This window comes from Janthinobacterium sp. 35 (assembly GCF_002754575.1).
GTDB classification, from domain to species: domain Bacteria; phylum Pseudomonadota; class Gammaproteobacteria; order Burkholderiales; family Burkholderiaceae_D; genus Janthinobacterium; species Janthinobacterium tructae.
Genome location: NZ_PEFN01000001.1, coordinates 1,602,592 through 1,618,430, shown reverse-complemented (window position 1 = coordinate 1,618,430; position 15,839 = coordinate 1,602,592). Strand labels below are relative to the sequence as shown.

Annotated in this window: 9 protein-coding genes, 2 tRNA genes, 3 rRNA genes and 1 riboswitch; of the genes, 11 read left to right on the top strand and 3 right to left on the bottom strand. The window is 56.6% G+C overall.

From position 1 onward, the window contains the following. Positions 1–31: 31 nt before the first annotated feature. Positions 32–273: riboswitch (cobalamin riboswitch) on the bottom strand. Positions 274–317: 44 nt separating this feature from the next. Genes CLU93_RS07235 through cobT form a run of 3 tightly spaced genes read right to left on the bottom strand, consistent with a single transcriptional unit; the run spans position 318 to position 2,725 of the window. Continuing rightward, positions 318–872 (bottom strand): histidine phosphatase family protein, encoded by a 555-nt coding sequence (locus tag CLU93_RS07235; protein WP_099760560.1) that lies wholly within the window; start codon positions 870–872, stop codon positions 318–320. A 1-nt stretch (position 873) separates the two neighbouring features. Then, entirely contained in the window at positions 874–1,680 is an 807-nt protein-coding gene (locus CLU93_RS07230; RefSeq protein ID WP_099760559.1) for an adenosylcobinamide-GDP ribazoletransferase, read from the bottom strand. Positions 1,681–1,684: 4 nt separating this feature from the next. After that, positions 1,685–2,725 carry a nicotinate-nucleotide--dimethylbenzimidazole phosphoribosyltransferase gene (gene cobT, locus CLU93_RS07225; protein ID WP_099760558.1) on the bottom strand — a complete coding sequence of 347 codons (1,041 nt, stop codon included), beginning with the start codon at positions 2,723–2,725 and terminating at the stop codon, positions 1,685–1,687. Between the two features lie 501 nt (positions 2,726–3,226). Here cobT and CLU93_RS07220 point away from each other — a divergent pair. The 11 genes from CLU93_RS07220 (at position 3,227) to CLU93_RS07170 (ending at position 15,535) form a co-directional block, all read left to right on the top strand. Further along, positions 3,227–4,757: ribosomal RNA gene (locus tag CLU93_RS07220) — 16S ribosomal RNA — on the top strand. Between the two features lie 100 nt (positions 4,758–4,857). Continuing rightward, positions 4,858–4,934, top strand: a tRNA-Ile gene (locus CLU93_RS07215). Positions 4,935–5,001: 67 nt separating this feature from the next. Next, positions 5,002–5,077: transfer RNA gene (locus CLU93_RS07210), tRNA-Ala, on the top strand. 246 nt (positions 5,078–5,323) lie between these two features. After that, a 23S ribosomal RNA gene (locus CLU93_RS07205) occupies positions 5,324–8,199 on the top strand. Between the two features lie 138 nt (positions 8,200–8,337). Further along, a 5S ribosomal RNA gene (rrf, locus tag CLU93_RS07200) occupies positions 8,338–8,450 on the top strand. The 16S, 23S and 5S rRNA genes sit together here with 2 tRNA genes alongside, the layout of an rRNA operon. Positions 8,451–8,577: 127 nt before the next feature. After that, positions 8,578–9,267: a response regulator transcription factor gene (locus CLU93_RS07195; protein WP_099764279.1), complete on the top strand. Its 690-nt coding sequence runs from the start codon at positions 8,578–8,580 to the stop codon at positions 9,265–9,267. Continuing rightward, positions 9,254–10,480 carry a sensor histidine kinase gene (locus CLU93_RS07190; RefSeq protein WP_099760557.1) on the top strand — a complete coding sequence of 409 codons (1,227 nt, stop codon included), beginning with the start codon at positions 9,254–9,256 and terminating at the stop codon, positions 10,478–10,480. Before CLU93_RS07195 ends, CLU93_RS07190 begins: the two co-directional genes overlap by 14 nt. Before the next feature lie 162 nt (positions 10,481–10,642). Then, positions 10,643–11,389 carry an acid phosphatase gene (locus tag CLU93_RS07185; protein ID WP_143451718.1) on the top strand — a complete coding sequence of 249 codons (747 nt, stop codon included), beginning with the start codon at positions 10,643–10,645 and terminating at the stop codon, positions 11,387–11,389. Positions 11,390–11,451: 62 nt separating this feature from the next. Beyond that, complete coding sequence (locus tag CLU93_RS07180) at positions 11,452–12,930, top strand: DUF2868 domain-containing protein (protein WP_099760555.1); 1,479 nt, start codon at positions 11,452–11,454, stop codon at positions 12,928–12,930. After that, the gene (locus tag CLU93_RS07175; RefSeq protein ID WP_099760554.1) at positions 12,927–14,417 is read left to right on the top strand and encodes a DUF3482 domain-containing protein; all 1,491 of its coding nucleotides are present in this window, start codon (positions 12,927–12,929) and stop codon (positions 14,415–14,417) included. The genes CLU93_RS07180 and CLU93_RS07175 overlap by 4 nt, the downstream gene beginning before the upstream one ends. Positions 14,418–14,455: 38 nt before the next feature. Continuing rightward, on the top strand, positions 14,456–15,535 hold the full coding sequence (locus CLU93_RS07170; RefSeq protein ID WP_099760553.1) for a tartrate dehydrogenase: 1,080 nt from the start codon (positions 14,456–14,458) through the stop codon (positions 15,533–15,535). The last annotated feature ends 304 nt before the right edge of the window (positions 15,536–15,839 follow it).

The following is a 15,839-nucleotide window of genomic DNA, read 5'->3' as shown; positions in this document are numbered from 1 at the left end:
GGCCATTCGGATCGCGAACATCCCCGTTCGCACACTTCCACCTGTCCTGGCCGGTATCCGGGCTGGCAAGTACCGCTATCCCACCTTCCCATGCTCGATGATTGCAAGCACAGTGGTTGTCAGAGATAGCTTGTCGCCCGCTTCCTGTCGGGAGGGGCGACACTTGCTTACCGTTGCGGGGGCAGCACACGCTCGCCGCGGGAGCGGCATCGTGTTTCCCGTTTAACTGCGCTCATGGACATGAGCGCGGGCACCAAAACCCCGCCATTATACGTGCAGCAGACGTAGACTGAAATGGCTGGCTGGACGCTTCGATATCAGAAATCGACGACGACCGTCGCGCCGTAGGCGATTTTGTGGGTGGAACGGGCGGCCAGCAGGGCGGTTTCTTCCAATGGCAGCCGGGCTTGCAGTGCCAACAGCAGGCGGATGGTGCCCGCGTGGCAGATGATGACTGCCGTTTCGTGTTGTTCACGCAACAGATCGCCTAAAAACGCATCGACGCGGGCGGCCATCGCCAGCACATTCTCACCCCCGCCAGGACGATACCAGGCCAGATCGGCGGCCCAGGCATCGATGTCCGCGCGTGCAATCGCGTGCCAGGGCTGCATTTCCCACGCGCCGAAATCCATCTCGGCCAGTCGCGCATCGAAGCGCAAGCCGCTGGAAGGCAGGTCTTGCGCCAATGCTGTCGCCAGGCCGGCGCAGCGGCGCAGGGGGCTGGCATACAGCGGCACGCCGGCCGGCAGCGTTGCTTGCAGGCTGGCGCGCGCCGAGGCCATTTCGTGCGACGCCACCGCCACGTCGCTGCGGCCATAGCAGGTGCCGCTGGTCACCTGCGGCGCGGGGTGGCGTACTAAAATCAGTCGCATGCTAATAGAAGCGTATGGGGGGCTGGAAGCTGGACAGGATGGCCAGGTAAATCGCCACTTCCGCCACTTGCTGTACTGCGCCCAGGCAGTCGCCTGTGTAGCCTTGCAGGCGGTGCTGGCATTTGCGGCCCAGCCAGAATGCGGCAGCTGCCGCCACCACGATGGCAAAGACCAGCGCAGCCCAGCTAACTATCCCCAGCACGCCGCAGGCGATGGCGGGCAACAGCGCGCAGACGGCGGCGATGATGAACTCTGCGGTAGTCATTTCTTGCGCCATCGGCTTGGCCTTGCCTTCGTCGCGCGCATAGTCCATGACCCAGATCAGCGAGACGGCGGCCAGGCGAGACAAAGGATGGGCGATGAATAATGTCGCCACCAGCGTGGCAGGTGGCAGCGAAGCGAGCGCCGCACATTTGATGGCCAGCAGGCAGATGATGCCGATGGCGCCATATGCGCCGATGCGCGAATCCTTCATGATTTCCAGTACCCGTTCGCGCGTCAGTCCACCGCCAAAGCCATCGCACATGTCGGCGAAGCCGTCTTCATGGAAGGCGCCCGTCAGATAAATGCCGGCGGCGACGGCCAGCAGCACGGCCACCGCCGAAGGCAGTAGCCAGCTGGCCAGCAGATACACTGCGCCGGAAATGGCCGCCACCACCACGCCGACCAGCGGAAAGTAGCGCGAGGCATGCTGCAGCCAGGCCGGCTCGAAACCCACCCAGCGCGGAATCGGCAGGCGCGTGAAGAACTGCAGTGCAATGAAGAAGAGGCGGCACTGATGGACTGCGGCGGAAACGGGATTGGTCATGGTCTTAGTCTGGCGTGGACTTTTCGCTGACCTGGGCCGAGGCAAAGGTCGCCATCTCGCGCATGAAGTTGACGGCCGCGTGCAGCAGCGGCAAGGCCAGGGCCGAACCCGTGCCTTCGCCGAGGCGCAAATCGAGGTGCAGCAGCGGACGCGCACCCAGGCTGGCCAGCAGCTGGCGGTGGCCGTTTTCATCGGAGCAGTGCGAAAACACGCAGTAATCGAGGATGGCCGGCTGCAGACGGGCCGCCACCAGCAGGGCGCTGCTGACGATGAAGCCGTCGATCAGCAAAATCATGCGCCGTTCGGCCGCTTTGAGCATGGCGCCTGCCATCATGGCGATCTCGAAACCACCGAAGGTGGCCAGTACGTCGAGCGTATCATTGACTGCCGCATGATGGGCGACGGCTGCCTCGATCACCTGCTGTTTGTGCAATATCCCTTCCTTCGACAGGCCGGTGCCGGCGCCCACGCAATCGGCGACCGGGGTTTGCGTCAGCTTGTGCATCAGCGCAGCGGCGGTGGTGGTGTTGCCGATACCCATTTCGCCAAAGCCAAGCACATTGCCATCGAGCGTGGCGGCCAGGTCCATCCCCGCCTGCATGGCGGCGATACACTGTTGCTTGCTCATGGCGGCTTCGTTGGCAAAGTTGAGGGTGCCGGGACCCTGTTTGCGGTCGAGCAAGCCGTCGCGCGGGCCGAAGTCGTGGTTGACGCCCGCATCTACTATATACAAGGCGCAATTGTTCTGACGGGCAAAGACATTGATGGCAGCGCCGTCGGCCAGGAAGTTTTCCACCATTTGCCAGGTCACGCTTTGTGGATAGGCGGAAATGCCTTCGGCGACGACGCCATGGTCGGCCGCAAAAACGATGATGGCGGGCTGGTGTAGTGCCAGTTGCGTGCTTTGCTGGATCAGGCCGATCTGATGGGCCAGGGTTTCCAGTAGTCCCAGGCTGCCCAGCGGCTTGGTCTTGCTATTGATGGCATGTTCGAGTGCGCTGGCCAGTGCGGGATTGGCGGTGGGGGTGATGTGTGGGATAGGCATGAGAGTCAAAGTGGGTGAGGCAGGGGATTGTTGGTGCTACGATATCACACAGCAATATTTGCTCAGCTGCAAAATAGCCCTTGCCGGGTGCGTGGGGCAGGGCTATAATTCGCCCCCTCGCTGAACGATGCATGCAAATGCCGAGTGAAGTGGGAAATAAAGAAGGTTGACGAAATGCTGAAAAAGCTTCATACTCTCCCTTCTTCGCAGCTGACAAACACAACGCTTTGTCGATAGCGCGAGAGTAGTAAATAAGCAGTACCGAATACCGTTCTTTAACAATTAACAGTCGATAAGTGTGGGCATTTGATGTAAGTGCAGCGTCAATCTTCGGATTGGCGTCTAACTTAAAATATCAAATGTTCACAAGAAATAATGAAATAGGATACTTCTTCGGAAGTAGTCTGTCAGTTTTTTGAGTGAGCAAATCTTTTGCAATGCAAAAGATTTGGATGGTAGTGATGCTGTCCGACCTGTCAGAAATGACATTAAACAGAGATTAAACTGAAGAGTTTGATCCTGGCTCAGATTGAACGCTGGCGGCATGCCTTACACATGCAAGTCGAACGGCAGCACGGAGCTTGCTCTGGTGGCGAGTGGCGAACGGGTGAGTAATATATCGGAACGTACCCTAGAGTGGGGGATAACGTAGCGAAAGTTACGCTAATACCGCATACGATCTAAGGATGAAAGTGGGGGATCGCAAGACCTCATGCTCGTGGAGCGGCCGATATCTGATTAGCTAGTTGGTAGGGTAAAAGCCTACCAAGGCATCGATCAGTAGCTGGTCTGAGAGGACGACCAGCCACACTGGAACTGAGACACGGTCCAGACTCCTACGGGAGGCAGCAGTGGGGAATTTTGGACAATGGGCGAAAGCCTGATCCAGCAATGCCGCGTGAGTGAAGAAGGCCTTCGGGTTGTAAAGCTCTTTTGTCAGGGAAGAAACGGTGAGAGCTAATATCTCTTGCTAATGACGGTACCTGAAGAATAAGCACCGGCTAACTACGTGCCAGCAGCCGCGGTAATACGTAGGGTGCAAGCGTTAATCGGAATTACTGGGCGTAAAGCGTGCGCAGGCGGTTTTGTAAGTCTGATGTGAAATCCCCGGGCTCAACCTGGGAATTGCATTGGAGACTGCAAGGCTAGAATCTGGCAGAGGGGGGTAGAATTCCACGTGTAGCAGTGAAATGCGTAGATATGTGGAGGAACACCGATGGCGAAGGCAGCCCCCTGGGTCAAGATTGACGCTCATGCACGAAAGCGTGGGGAGCAAACAGGATTAGATACCCTGGTAGTCCACGCCCTAAACGATGTCTACTAGTTGTCGGGTCTTAATTGACTTGGTAACGCAGCTAACGCGTGAAGTAGACCGCCTGGGGAGTACGGTCGCAAGATTAAAACTCAAAGGAATTGACGGGGACCCGCACAAGCGGTGGATGATGTGGATTAATTCGATGCAACGCGAAAAACCTTACCTACCCTTGACATGGCTGGAATCCTTGAGAGATCAGGGAGTGCTCGAAAGAGAACCAGTACACAGGTGCTGCATGGCTGTCGTCAGCTCGTGTCGTGAGATGTTGGGTTAAGTCCCGCAACGAGCGCAACCCTTGTCATTAGTTGCTACGAAAGGGCACTCTAATGAGACTGCCGGTGACAAACCGGAGGAAGGTGGGGATGACGTCAAGTCCTCATGGCCCTTATGGGTAGGGCTTCACACGTCATACAATGGTACATACAGAGCGCCGCCAACCCGCGAGGGGGAGCTAATCGCAGAAAGTGTATCGTAGTCCGGATTGTAGTCTGCAACTCGACTGCATGAAGTTGGAATCGCTAGTAATCGCGGATCAGCATGTCGCGGTGAATACGTTCCCGGGTCTTGTACACACCGCCCGTCACACCATGGGAGCGGGTTTTACCAGAAGTAGGTAGCTTAACCGTAAGGAGGGCGCTTACCACGGTAGGATTCGTGACTGGGGTGAAGTCGTAACAAGGTAGCCGTATCGGAAGGTGCGGCTGGATCACCTCCTTTCTAGAGTTTGCACGAATCAGGTAACTGGTTCACGCATCAAATGTTCACACTTATCGGCTGTTTAATTAAGAAGAAACAGTAGTCGTAGTAGCACCGCGTTGGGGCTGTAGCTCAGCTGGTTAGAGCACCGTGTTGATAACGCGGGGGTCGTTGGTTCGAGTCCAACCAGCCCTACCAGTAAAAACAAATCCGGGGGTAAGGTGGACACTAGTCCAGCCAGACCTACCAGTATGTAACACACCCAGGGGGATTAGCTCAGCTGGGAGAGCACCTGCTTTGCAAGCAGGGGGTCGTCGGTTCGATCCCGTCATCCTCCACCAATACTTTGAAAGTGCAAACGTAAGCCAGTCAACAAGACTTGGGTTTAGGTTTGATCTTTTAGCGATCAAAGCTGTTTCGTTCTTTAACAATCTGGAAGAAGTAAAGATTATTTATTGATCGGTTTGCCGTAAAACGTAAATCGATGGGTAATGATTGTATGTATCAACAAACAAGCAACAACGTTGTACTTTCTTATCCCTGTAACGCTCTTTCCTCATGCAAATGATGAGAGGCTAACGTTATAGGGACAAGCGAATAAGTGCACATGGTGGATGCCTTGGCGATTACAGGCGATGAAGGACGTAGTAGCTTGCGATAAGCTGCGGGGAGTGAGCAAACACACTTTGATCCGCAGATTTCCGAATGGGGCAACCCACCCTTTTAGGGTATTGCATACTGAATACATAGGTATGCAAGGCGAACGCGGCGAACTGAAACATCTAAGTAGCTGCAGGAAAAGAAATCAACCGAGATTCCCAAAGTAGCGGCGAGCGAAATGGGAAGAGCCTGTACGTGATAGTCGGACCGATAACAGAATCCTCTGGAAATAGGAGCCATAGTGGGTGATAGCCCCGTATGTGAAATTGGACCGGTGATACTAAGCGTACGACAAGTAGGGCGGGACACGTGACATCCTGTCTGAATATGGGGGGACCATCCTCCAAGGCTAAATACTCGTAATCGACCGATAGTGAACCAGTACCGTGAGGGAAAGGCGAAAAGAACCCCGGAAGGGGAGTGAAATAGATCCTGAAACCGTGTGCATACAAACAGTAGGAGCGGACTTGTTCCGTGACTGCGTACCTTTTGTATAATGGGTCAGCGACTTACATTCAGTGGCAAGGTTAACCATATAGGGAAGCCGTAGAGAAATCGAGTCCGAATAGGGCGATCAGTCGCTGGGTGTAGACCCGAAACCAAGTGATCTACTCATGGCCAGGATGAAGGTGCGGTAACACGCCCTGGAGGTCCGAACCCACTAATGTTGAAAAATTAGGGGATGAGCTGTGGGTAGGGGTGAAAGGCTAAACAAACTTGGAAATAGCTGGTTCTCTCCGAAAACTATTTAGGTAGTGCCTCAAGTATCACCATCGGGGGTAGAGCACTGTTATGGCTAGGGGGTCATTGCGACTTACCAAACCATTGCAAACTCCGAATACCGATGAGTGCGAGCTTGGGAGACAGACGTCGGGTGCTAACGTCCGGCGTCAAGAGGGAAACAACCCAGACCGCCAGCTAAGGTCCCAAAGATTGGCTAAGTGGAAAACGAAGTGGGAAGGCTAAAACAGTCAGGATGTTGGCTTAGAAGCAGCCATCATTTAAAGAAAGCGTAATAGCTCACTGATCGAGTCGTCCTGCGCGGAAGATGTAACGGGGCTAAGCCAGTCACCGAAGCTGCGGATATATAGCAATATATATGGTAGGAGAGCGTTCTGTAAGCCTGCGAAGGTGTCTTGTAAAGGATGCTGGAGGTATCAGAAGTGCGAATGCTGACATGAGTAGCGATAATGGGGGTGAAAAGCCTCCACGCCGTAAGCCCAAGGTTTCCTGTTCAACGTTCATCGGAGCAGGGTGAGTCGGCCCCTAAGGCGAGGCAGAGATGCGTAGCTGATGGGAAGCAGGTTAATATTCCTGCACCGTCGTATGATGCGATGGGGGGACGGATCGCGGAAGGTTGTCCAACTGTTGGAATAGTTGGTTTTTGGCTCATAGAAGGCGCTTAGGCAAATCCGGGCGCGGAATTCAAGGGGTTGAGACGAGTGCACTTGTGCATGAAGCAATCGGAAGTGGTTCCAAGAAAAGCCTCTAAGCTTCAGTCATACGAGACCGTACCGCAAACCGACACAGGTGGGCGAGATGAGTATTCTAAGGCGCTTGAGAGAACTCGGGAGAAGGAACTCGGCAAATTGGTACCGTAACTTCGGGAAAAGGTACGCCCCGGTAGCTTGATTGGTTTACTCCATGAGGGTGAAAGGGTTGCAATAAACTGGTGGCTGCGACTGTTTAATAAAAACACAGCACTCTGCAAACACGAAAGTGGACGTATAGGGTGTGACGCCTGCCCGGTGCTGGAAGATTAAATGATGGGGTGCAAGCTCTTGATTGAAGTCCCAGTAAACGGCGGCCGTAACTATAACGGTCCTAAGGTAGCGAAATTCCTTGTCGGGTAAGTTCCGACCTGCACGAATGGCGTAACGATGGCCACACTGTCTCCTCCCGAGACTCAGCGAAGTTGAAATGTTTGTGATGATGCAATCTACCCGCGGCTAGACGGAAAGACCCCATGAACCTTTACTGTAGCTTTGCATTGGACTTTGAACCAATCTGTGTAGGATAGGTGGGAGGCTTTGAAGCGGGGACGCTAGTTCTCGTGGAGCCAACCTTGAAATACCACCCTGGTTTGTTTGAGGTTCTAACCTTGGTCCGTTATCCGGATCGGGGACAGTGCATGGTAGGCAGTTTGACTGGGGCGGTCTCCTCCTAAAGTGTAACGGAGGAGTTCGAAGGTACGCTAGATACGGTCGGACATCGTGTTGATAGTGCAATGGCATAAGCGTGCTTAACTGCGAGACTGACAAGTCGAGCAGGTACGAAAGTAGGACATAGTGATCCGGTGGTTCTGTATGGAAGGGCCATCGCTCAACGGATAAAAGGTACTCTGGGGATAACAGGCTGATTCCTCCCAAGAGTTCATATCGACGGGGGAGTTTGGCACCTCGATGTCGGCTCATCACATCCTGGGGCTGTAGCCGGTCCCAAGGGTATGGCTGTTCGCCATTTAAAGTGGTACGTGAGCTGGGTTTAAAACGTCGTGAGACAGTTTGGTCCCTATCTGCCGTGGGCGTTGGAAATTTGAAGGGGGCTGCTCCTAGTACGAGAGGACCGGAGTGGACGTATCTCTGGTGTACCGGTTGTCACGCCAGTGGCATTGCCGGGTAGCTAAATACGGAAGAGATAACCGCTGAAAGCATCTAAGCGGGAAACTTGCCTTGAGATGAGATTTCCCAGAGCCTTGAGCTCTTTGAAGGGTCGTTCGAGACCAGGACGTTGATAGGCTGGGTGTGGAAGTGCAGTAATGCATTAAGCTAACCAGTACTAATTGCCCGTACGGCTTGTCCCTATAACCTTAGCAGGTACAGAGGATAAGACGGTACAACGTTGCGTGTTTGTTGATACTACAATTCATTACCCCAATCTTTGCTTCTTCCAGATTCAGGCTTTGTCGCTCCACTGAGGACAAATGCCAGTACAAGTTATGCCTGATGACCATAGCAAGTTGGTCCCACCCCTTCCCATCCCGAACAGGACCGTGAAACAACTTTGCGCCGATGATAGTGCTGCAACCAGTGTGAAAGTAGGTTATCGTCAGGCTTGTTATACGCAGTAGAGAAAAACCCCGCCAGCAATGGCGGGGTTTTTTTTCGTCTGGTGGTTTTGTTTGGCGCTGGTGGTGGTGTCGGATGACGGCTGGCGGCCTAATCCGAACTACAATGGCGGTATGCGCATTCTGATCATTGAAGACAATCCCGATATTCTTGCCAATCTCTACGCCTATCTGGAACCGAAGGGCCATGTGCTCGATTCGGCCATGAATGGCTATGCCGGCCTGGCCTTGCTGGCCCAGCATGAATACGATGTGATCGTGCTCGATGTCATGCTGCCCGGCCTGACGGGACTGGAACTGTGCCAGAAACTGCGCAGTGAATTGCGCAATAGCACGCCAGTGCTGATGCTGACGGCGCGCGATACCCTGCAAGACAAGGTCGCCGGTTTTGACAGTGGCGCCGATGATTACCTGGTCAAGCCATTCTCGCTGCTGGAACTGGAAATCCGCCTGAAAGCCCTGCTGCGCCGCGCGCGCGGGCAAACGACGGCGGCCACCGTGCTGGCTGTGGGTGAGCTGCGTTTCGACACGGAAAAATTCGAAGTCCGACGCGCGGGCCAACCCCTGACCTTGACCAGGACCGGTTACATCATCCTGAAATGCCTGATGACCGAAGCGCCCAAGCTGGTGCCGCGCGAGTTGCTCGAGCATGAGGTCTGGGGCGATGACCGGCCCGACAGCGATGCCCTGCGCACGCACATCCATGCGCTGCGGCAAGTGCTCGACAAACCGTATGCCTTTCCCATGTTGCGCACCATTCCCGGCATCGGCTATAAATTATTGAGTAGCGATGCGCCCGTTTAAATCGCTGAAGCGGCGCATCATCGTTGCCTACCTGCTGTTTGCTCTTGTGGCGAGCATCTTTTTTGCCATTATTGCCGCCATCGCCGTCGAGGGCATCGAAGTGCGCCTGGTTGACGAGCGCCTGAAAGAAGTGGCGGCCTGGGCCTCACCCAGGCATGCGGCCGGCTTGTCTGTCGGAATGCCAGCCGGCTTGAGCTTTCATCACTCTGAAGATACGCCGTTGCCCTTGCGTGGCTTGGCGCCCGGCATGCATGAGAAAACCGTCGACGGTGTCGATTTGCACGTGCTGGTCGGCAGCGATGTGCATGGGGAATTCGTCGTCATCGATCATGCCACCGAGTATGAAAAGATCGAGCTGGTGGTGTACAGCATGTTTGCCCTCGCTTTTGTCGGTTTCCTGATTTGCGCTTCGCTGCTGGGCGCCTTCATCGCCAATCGCTTGATTACGCCAATCATGTCGCTGACGCAGGCCGTCAAGGCCGGACAGGTGGCGTTGCCACTGCAGGACAGTGCCGATGAATTGGGGATATTGGCGCGCGCTTTTGCTGAACGTACGGCGGAGTTGACCGAAGTTCTTGACCGTGAACGCTTTTTTACGGGCGATGTCAGTCATGAATTGCGCACGCCGCTGACCGTGATCACGGGGGCGGCGGAAATCCTGATGGAACACGGCGGCGATGACCCGCTGGTGCGCTCCGCCTCCGAACGGATCTACCGGGCTGCGCACGAAGCGAGCGACTCCGTGACGGTGCTGCTGCGCCTGGCGCGCGCGCCGGAATTGCTGGAGTGCACGTCACTCTCCGTGGCGGAACTGGCTCGCCAGGAATGCCTGCGCTGTCAATCATATACGGCAGGCAAACCGCTTACCCTGGCGTTTGCGGATGGCGAGGACTTTCTGGTCAACGCCCCGCGTGAATTGCTGGCCGCCGCGATTGGCAACCTGGTGCGCAATGCCTGCCAGTACACCTTGCAGGGGGAAGTGATCGTGCGCCTGGCAGGACGCGCGCTGATCGTCGAGGATACGGGGCCGGGCTTGCCCGAAGCGGCCCGCGCGCGCCTTCTGCATCAACCCGTACCGGCCAATCTGAGTGGTTCATCCGGCACAGGTCTTGGGTTGGGCCTGGTTCAACGCATCTGCCTGTATCTGGGCGCGGACCTGGCGTTCAATGTCCGCCCCGCTGGCGGCACCATGCTGCGGATTGATTTCATTTAAGCCGGCTTTTTGCGAGCACTTAACGAAAACTTAACGCCCTGTTGACGCGTAATTCATGCCGATACTTGTAAGGTGGTTCTGGAAGCGCGTCTCGCCCCGTCCGTGTTGTGCACGGCGGGCAGCGTCATGTTCTCTTCATATTGACACTGTACGATGACTTCCATGGCTGCAGTCCTGTGCCGCCAGTCCCTTTCATCTCATCAAGTAATGTGTGCACCCATGCTGGCCAAGCTTAAACTCGTCAAAACTTCCAATGGCATTGATAGCATCCTGATGCTGTCAGCCATGCTGATCCTCTGGATCGGCAATTACAGCAACCTCGACCTCATGATCGCCGACAGTATGTTTGATGGGCAGCGTGGGCAATTTGCCGGCGCTGACAGCGCGTTGGTGGGCAGTTTTCAGTTTGGCATGACCTTGCTTGGCGCCGCCGTGATCGGCCTGGCCATCTGGGATACCTTGCGTCCGCTGGCCTGGCTTGCATCACGCCGCAGTGCCTTGCGTGTCGTGGCCCTGTCGGCCATCTTGGTGCCGCCAAGCATCTATTTGCTCTCTACCTTCAGCGATGTGCCTTGCCCCACGGATTTGCTGCGCTATGGCGGACTGGAACCTTACGCGCGCATGCTGGAAACATTGCCCGCCAGTGCGTCTGCCATGGCTTGCCTGCCGGCGACCCAGGCAAACATTGCCTGGTGGATGCTGGCCTTACCATTGTTCTGCTTGCCAGCACGGCCACGCACGGCGCTTCTGCTGGCAGGGATCATGCTGCTGTGCGGTTTGGCGGCAGGCTGGCAGCAGCAGTTGCAAGGTACGCAATTTTTCACGCACACCTTGTGGTCTGCCTGGATCGCTGCTTTTCTGATATATCTGCTGCATCATTTGTTCCGGGCCGAGGACGCGTTGGCCTGAAACACAAAAGTACGTCACAATCTGCCTGTCTAGTTGTCGTTTCATACAAAAACAGGAGCACCATGAACGAGCAGATTGCGAGAGAAGTGGTATTGGTCCGTGCTATCGAAACGGCCGATCAGAAAAAAGAAGTCCTCAGCGAGGATGACCGCATGTATGCCAGCCGCAGCGCGCGTGAGCTTGCGCAGTGGCAAGCCTCGGGCAAGCAGGCCGAAGTCACGGGGGACGATTTCCTGCAGCAGCGCTCCGAGCTGATCCTCAAGCGCCTCACCGAGCGCACCCCCGCCTTCGCTGCGTTTGCGAAGCGTCGCAACGGCATGAAAACCCTGGCGCTGACCTTGCCATTGCTGGCCCTGCTGCTGGGTGCCGGGCTCGACCGCATTACCGATCCGCACCGCGTCGACCTGCTGTCGGCGCCCTTGCTGCTGATCATCGCCTGGAATGTGCTGGTCTACCTGGGCTTGCTGATCTGGCTATGCATCCCCTCGCACTCTCTGGGTTGGCCAAAAGCGGGATTAGTGCGCCACCTGAGCGTGGGCCGCCTGGCCTTGCCGCGCAAGCTGCCGCACGCCCTGTCCTCGGGCTTGCTCAGTTTCATGGGGGAATGGGCGCACCTGAGCGCCAAGCTGACGGCCGCGCGCCTGAGCCGTACCATTCATTTGAGCGCCGCCATGTTTGCCATCGGCGCCGTCGCATCGCTGTATGCGCGCGGTTTCCTGTCGCAATACGCGGCCGGCTGGGAAAGCACCTTTTTGAGTGCCAGCCAGGTGCACAGCCTGCTTTCGACCCTGTTTGCGCCAGCGATTGCTCTGTTTCATTTGCAAGGTTTTTCGCTGGCGGAAATCGAAGCGCTGCGTTTCCCGCAAACGACGACCGTGGAAGGTGGCGCGCGCTGGGTGCATTTGTATGCAGCAACGATTTTCCTGCTGGTCGTCGTCCCCCGCCTGATCCTGGCCCTGGTCAACAATTGGCGCGCCGCGCGCCTGGCCAAGCACTTTCCGCTGGATCTCGATCAACCGTATTTCCGCAAGCTCAATGAAAGCATCGGCGTGGCCACGGGCGGCATGCTGCGCGTCTTGCCGTACAGCTTTACTGTCGATGAGGCGCGCCACAAGGGCCTGGGCCAGCTGTCCATCATGCTGTTTGGCGAGCAGGGGCGCATGATGCTGCGTCCATCGACGTCGTATGGCGAAGAGCCGCAGGAGGTCTTGCGCGGCACCGACTTGAATGATCCGCAAGTCAATATCACGGCCGTGCTGTTCAACCTGACGGCGACGCCGGAAAAGGAAAATCACGGCGCCTTCCTCGCTTACCTGGTGCAATCGTCGACACGCGGCATCGCCGTCCTGATCGACGAGTCCAGCTATTTGGAGCACGCTGGCGAGCAGGCGGATAACGGCGCGCGTCTGGCGGAGCGAGTTGCCTTGTGGCAGCAATTCTGTCAGTTCCATCAAACCACGGCCACCTTGGTCAATTTGCTCAATCCCGCCTTGCACCCGCTCGACGCCGGTGTCGGCTTGAAAGTATCGGCCGCAGCATGAGTGTGAATGTGAATAAAGATGTCCAGGATGATGCGGTGCAGATTCAGTTTGCGCTGATTTCGCATACGAATAATGGCAAGACGACGTTGGCGCGCACCCTGGTGGGCGTGGATATCGGCGAAGTGCGCGACGCCGCGCACGTGACCGTGTTTGCGGAATCGCACATTTTGCTGGCCACGCCGCAGGGCGATGCCCTGCAATTGTGGGACACGCCTGGCTTTGGCGACTCCGTGCGCTTGCTCAAGCGTCTCGGGCAGTCGGGCAATCCCATCGGCTGGTTCCTGCGCGAAGTGCTGGACCGTTATCGCGACCGCCCGTTCTGGCTCAGTCAGCAAGCGTTGCGCACGGCCAAGGACGCGGCCGACGTGGTGCTATACCTGGTGAATTCTTCGGAAAACCCCAGGGATGCTGGTTACTTGCCGGCGGAAATGAAAATTCTCGAATGGCTGGGCAAGCCGGTGGTGGTCTTGCTCAATCAGATGGGGCCGCCGCGTCCGGGCAATGAGGAGCACAGCGAGCAGGCGCGCTGGCGCGAGCATTTACAGCAATATTCCATCGTGCGCGACGTACTGGCGCTCGATGCCTTTGCTCGCTGCTGGGTGCATGAACGTGTGTTTTACGAAGCCGTGGGCAAGTTGTTGCCGCAGTCGCAGCAAGCCGGCTATGCGCGCTTGTTTACTACTTGGCAAGAGCAAAATACGGCGCGTTTCCAGCAGGCCATGCGCTTGCTGGCTACGCAGCTGGCCGTGGCTGGGCAGGATCGCGAAGCCATCGAGCCCGTCTCCAAGGGCTTGCTGAAATCGGCCTTGCAAGTTGTGGGTATCGGCAAGAATGCTGAACAGCAAAGGCAAGAAAAGGCCATGGCCAATCTGGTGGCGCGGCTCAATACGCACAGCGGCGAAACGACGCGTGAACTATTGATCTTGCACAAACTCGATCCTACCGATGCACATAAGATCAATAGCCGGATACGGGAAAATTTCGCCGTGCGCGCGCCGATCGACAAGGCGCAGGCGGGGTTATTGGGCGCCATGATTTCCGGTGCGGCGACGGGCTTGTCGGCTGACCTGATTTCCGGCGGCCTGACCTTGGGCACGGGCGCTTTGCTCGGCGGCGTGGTCGGTGCACTGACGTTTGCGGGTGCGGCCTGGGGTTTTAATTCCGGCACGGACCGCAACGAGCCCACCATGCAATTTACGGATGCCTTCCTGCGTACCCTGGTGGTAGCGGGTGTGCTGCGTTACCTGGCGGTGGCGCACTTTGGCCGCGGCCGCGGCAACTTTGTGGAAAGCGAAGCGCCAGCCTTCTGGCAAGATGAGGTCGAGCAAGCCGTGGCGCGCCATGAAGGCGCGTTGGCCGAGTTGTGGAAAGAAGTGCGCCGCGAGAAATCGAATGAACTGGCGGCCGAGCGTGTGCAGCCCATTATCGCGGCGATTACTGCCGATGTGCTGGCGCGTCTGTACCCGGATGTGGCGCAGCAGATGTAAATACGGGCTTCCATCGTTTATTTCCAACAGGGTTTCCCATGAGCACACATAAAATCGCCGTCATTGCCGGCGATGGCATCGGCAATGAAGTCATGCCGGAAGGGCTGCGTGTTGTCGAGGCCGCCGCGCGCCGCTTCAATATCGACCTGCAGTTTACGACCATGGCATGGGCGAATTGCGACTATTACCTGGAGCACGGCCAGATGATGCCCTCGGACTGGTTTGCCCAGCTCAAGGATTTCGACGCCATCTATTTTGGCGCCGTGGGTTGGCCGGACAAGGTACCCGACCATATCTCGCTGTGGGGTTCGTTACTCAAATTCCGGCGCGAGTTCGACGAATACGTCAACTTGCGTCCCGTGCGGCTGATGCCGGGCGTGCCGTGTCCGCTGGCGAACAAGAAGCCGGGTGATATCGACTTTTATGTGGTGCGTGAAAATACGGAAGGAGAATATTCCTCCGTGGGCGGGCGCATGTTCGAGGGGACAGAGCGCGAAACGGTGCTGCAGGAATCTGTGTTTACGCGCAAGGGTGTCGACCGCATCCTCAAGTATGCGTTTGAGCTGGCGCAAAGCCGGCCTAAAAAACACCTGACCTCGGCCACCAAGTCGAATGGCATCGCCATCAGCATGCCGTATTGGGATGAGCGGGTGGAAGCGATGGGGCCGAGCTTTCCCGATGTCCGTTGGGATAAGTACCATATCGACATCCTGGCGGCCCGCTTTGTATTGAGCCCCGAGCGCTTCGACGTGGTGGTGGCTTCGAATCTGTTTGGCGACATTCTGTCCGACCTGGGCCCGGCCTGTACGGGGACGATTGCCATCGCACCATCGGCCAATATCAATCCGCAGCGCACTTTCCCCTCAGTATTTGAGCCGGTGCACGGTTCCGCCCCTGATATCTATGGCCAGAATATCGCCAACCCGATCGGCATGATCTGGTCGGGCGCCATGATGCTGGACTTTCTCGGCAATGGCGATGCCCATTACACGGCGGCACATGACGCGATTGTGCACGCCATTGAGCAGGTGCTCGAGCATGGCCCGCGAACACCGGACATGGGCGGCGGCGCCAGTACGACCGAGGTGGGCATGGCGGTTGCCGAATTGCTGAAATAAAGCTTGCCGCCCGTTGACGGCTTTGCTATAGTTCGCCTCCCCAATGAGACGCAGCAGTTTGCGAAACAACGGGATCGCTGGAAACGGTGATGGTAGTAAAAAAGAAGGTTGACGAATTAGCCGAAACGCTTCATACTCTTCCTTCTTCGCAGCTGACAAACACAACGCTTTGTCGATAGCGCGAGAGTAGCAAATAAGCAGTACCGAATACCGTTCTTTAACAATTAACAGTCGATAAGTGTGGGCATTTGATGTAAGTGCAGCGCCAATCTTTGGATTGGCGTCTAACTTAAAATATCAAATG

Excerpts from the sequence above, each read along its gene's own strand:
- CLU93_RS07235 (WP_099760560.1), bottom strand. The coding sequence starts at position 872 with ATGCGACTGATTTTAGTACGCCACCCCGCGCCGCAGGTGACCAGCGGC.
- CLU93_RS07230 (WP_099760559.1), bottom strand. The coding sequence starts at position 1,680 with ATGACCAATCCCGTTTCCGCCGCAGTCCATCAGTGCCGCCTCTTCTTC.
- cobT (WP_099760558.1), bottom strand. The coding sequence starts at position 2,725 with ATGCCTATCCCACACATCACCCCCACCGCCAATCCCGCACTGGCCAGC.
- CLU93_RS07195 (WP_099764279.1), top strand. The coding sequence starts at position 8,578 with ATGCGCATTCTGATCATTGAAGACAATCCCGATATTCTTGCCAATCTC.
- CLU93_RS07190 (WP_099760557.1), top strand. The coding sequence starts at position 9,254 with ATGCGCCCGTTTAAATCGCTGAAGCGGCGCATCATCGTTGCCTACCTG.
- CLU93_RS07185 (WP_143451718.1), top strand. The coding sequence starts at position 10,643 with ATGGCTGCAGTCCTGTGCCGCCAGTCCCTTTCATCTCATCAAGTAATG.
- CLU93_RS07180 (WP_099760555.1), top strand. The coding sequence starts at position 11,452 with ATGAACGAGCAGATTGCGAGAGAAGTGGTATTGGTCCGTGCTATCGAA.
- CLU93_RS07175 (WP_099760554.1), top strand. The coding sequence starts at position 12,927 with ATGAGTGTGAATGTGAATAAAGATGTCCAGGATGATGCGGTGCAGATT.
- CLU93_RS07170 (WP_099760553.1), top strand. The coding sequence starts at position 14,456 with ATGAGCACACATAAAATCGCCGTCATTGCCGGCGATGGCATCGGCAAT.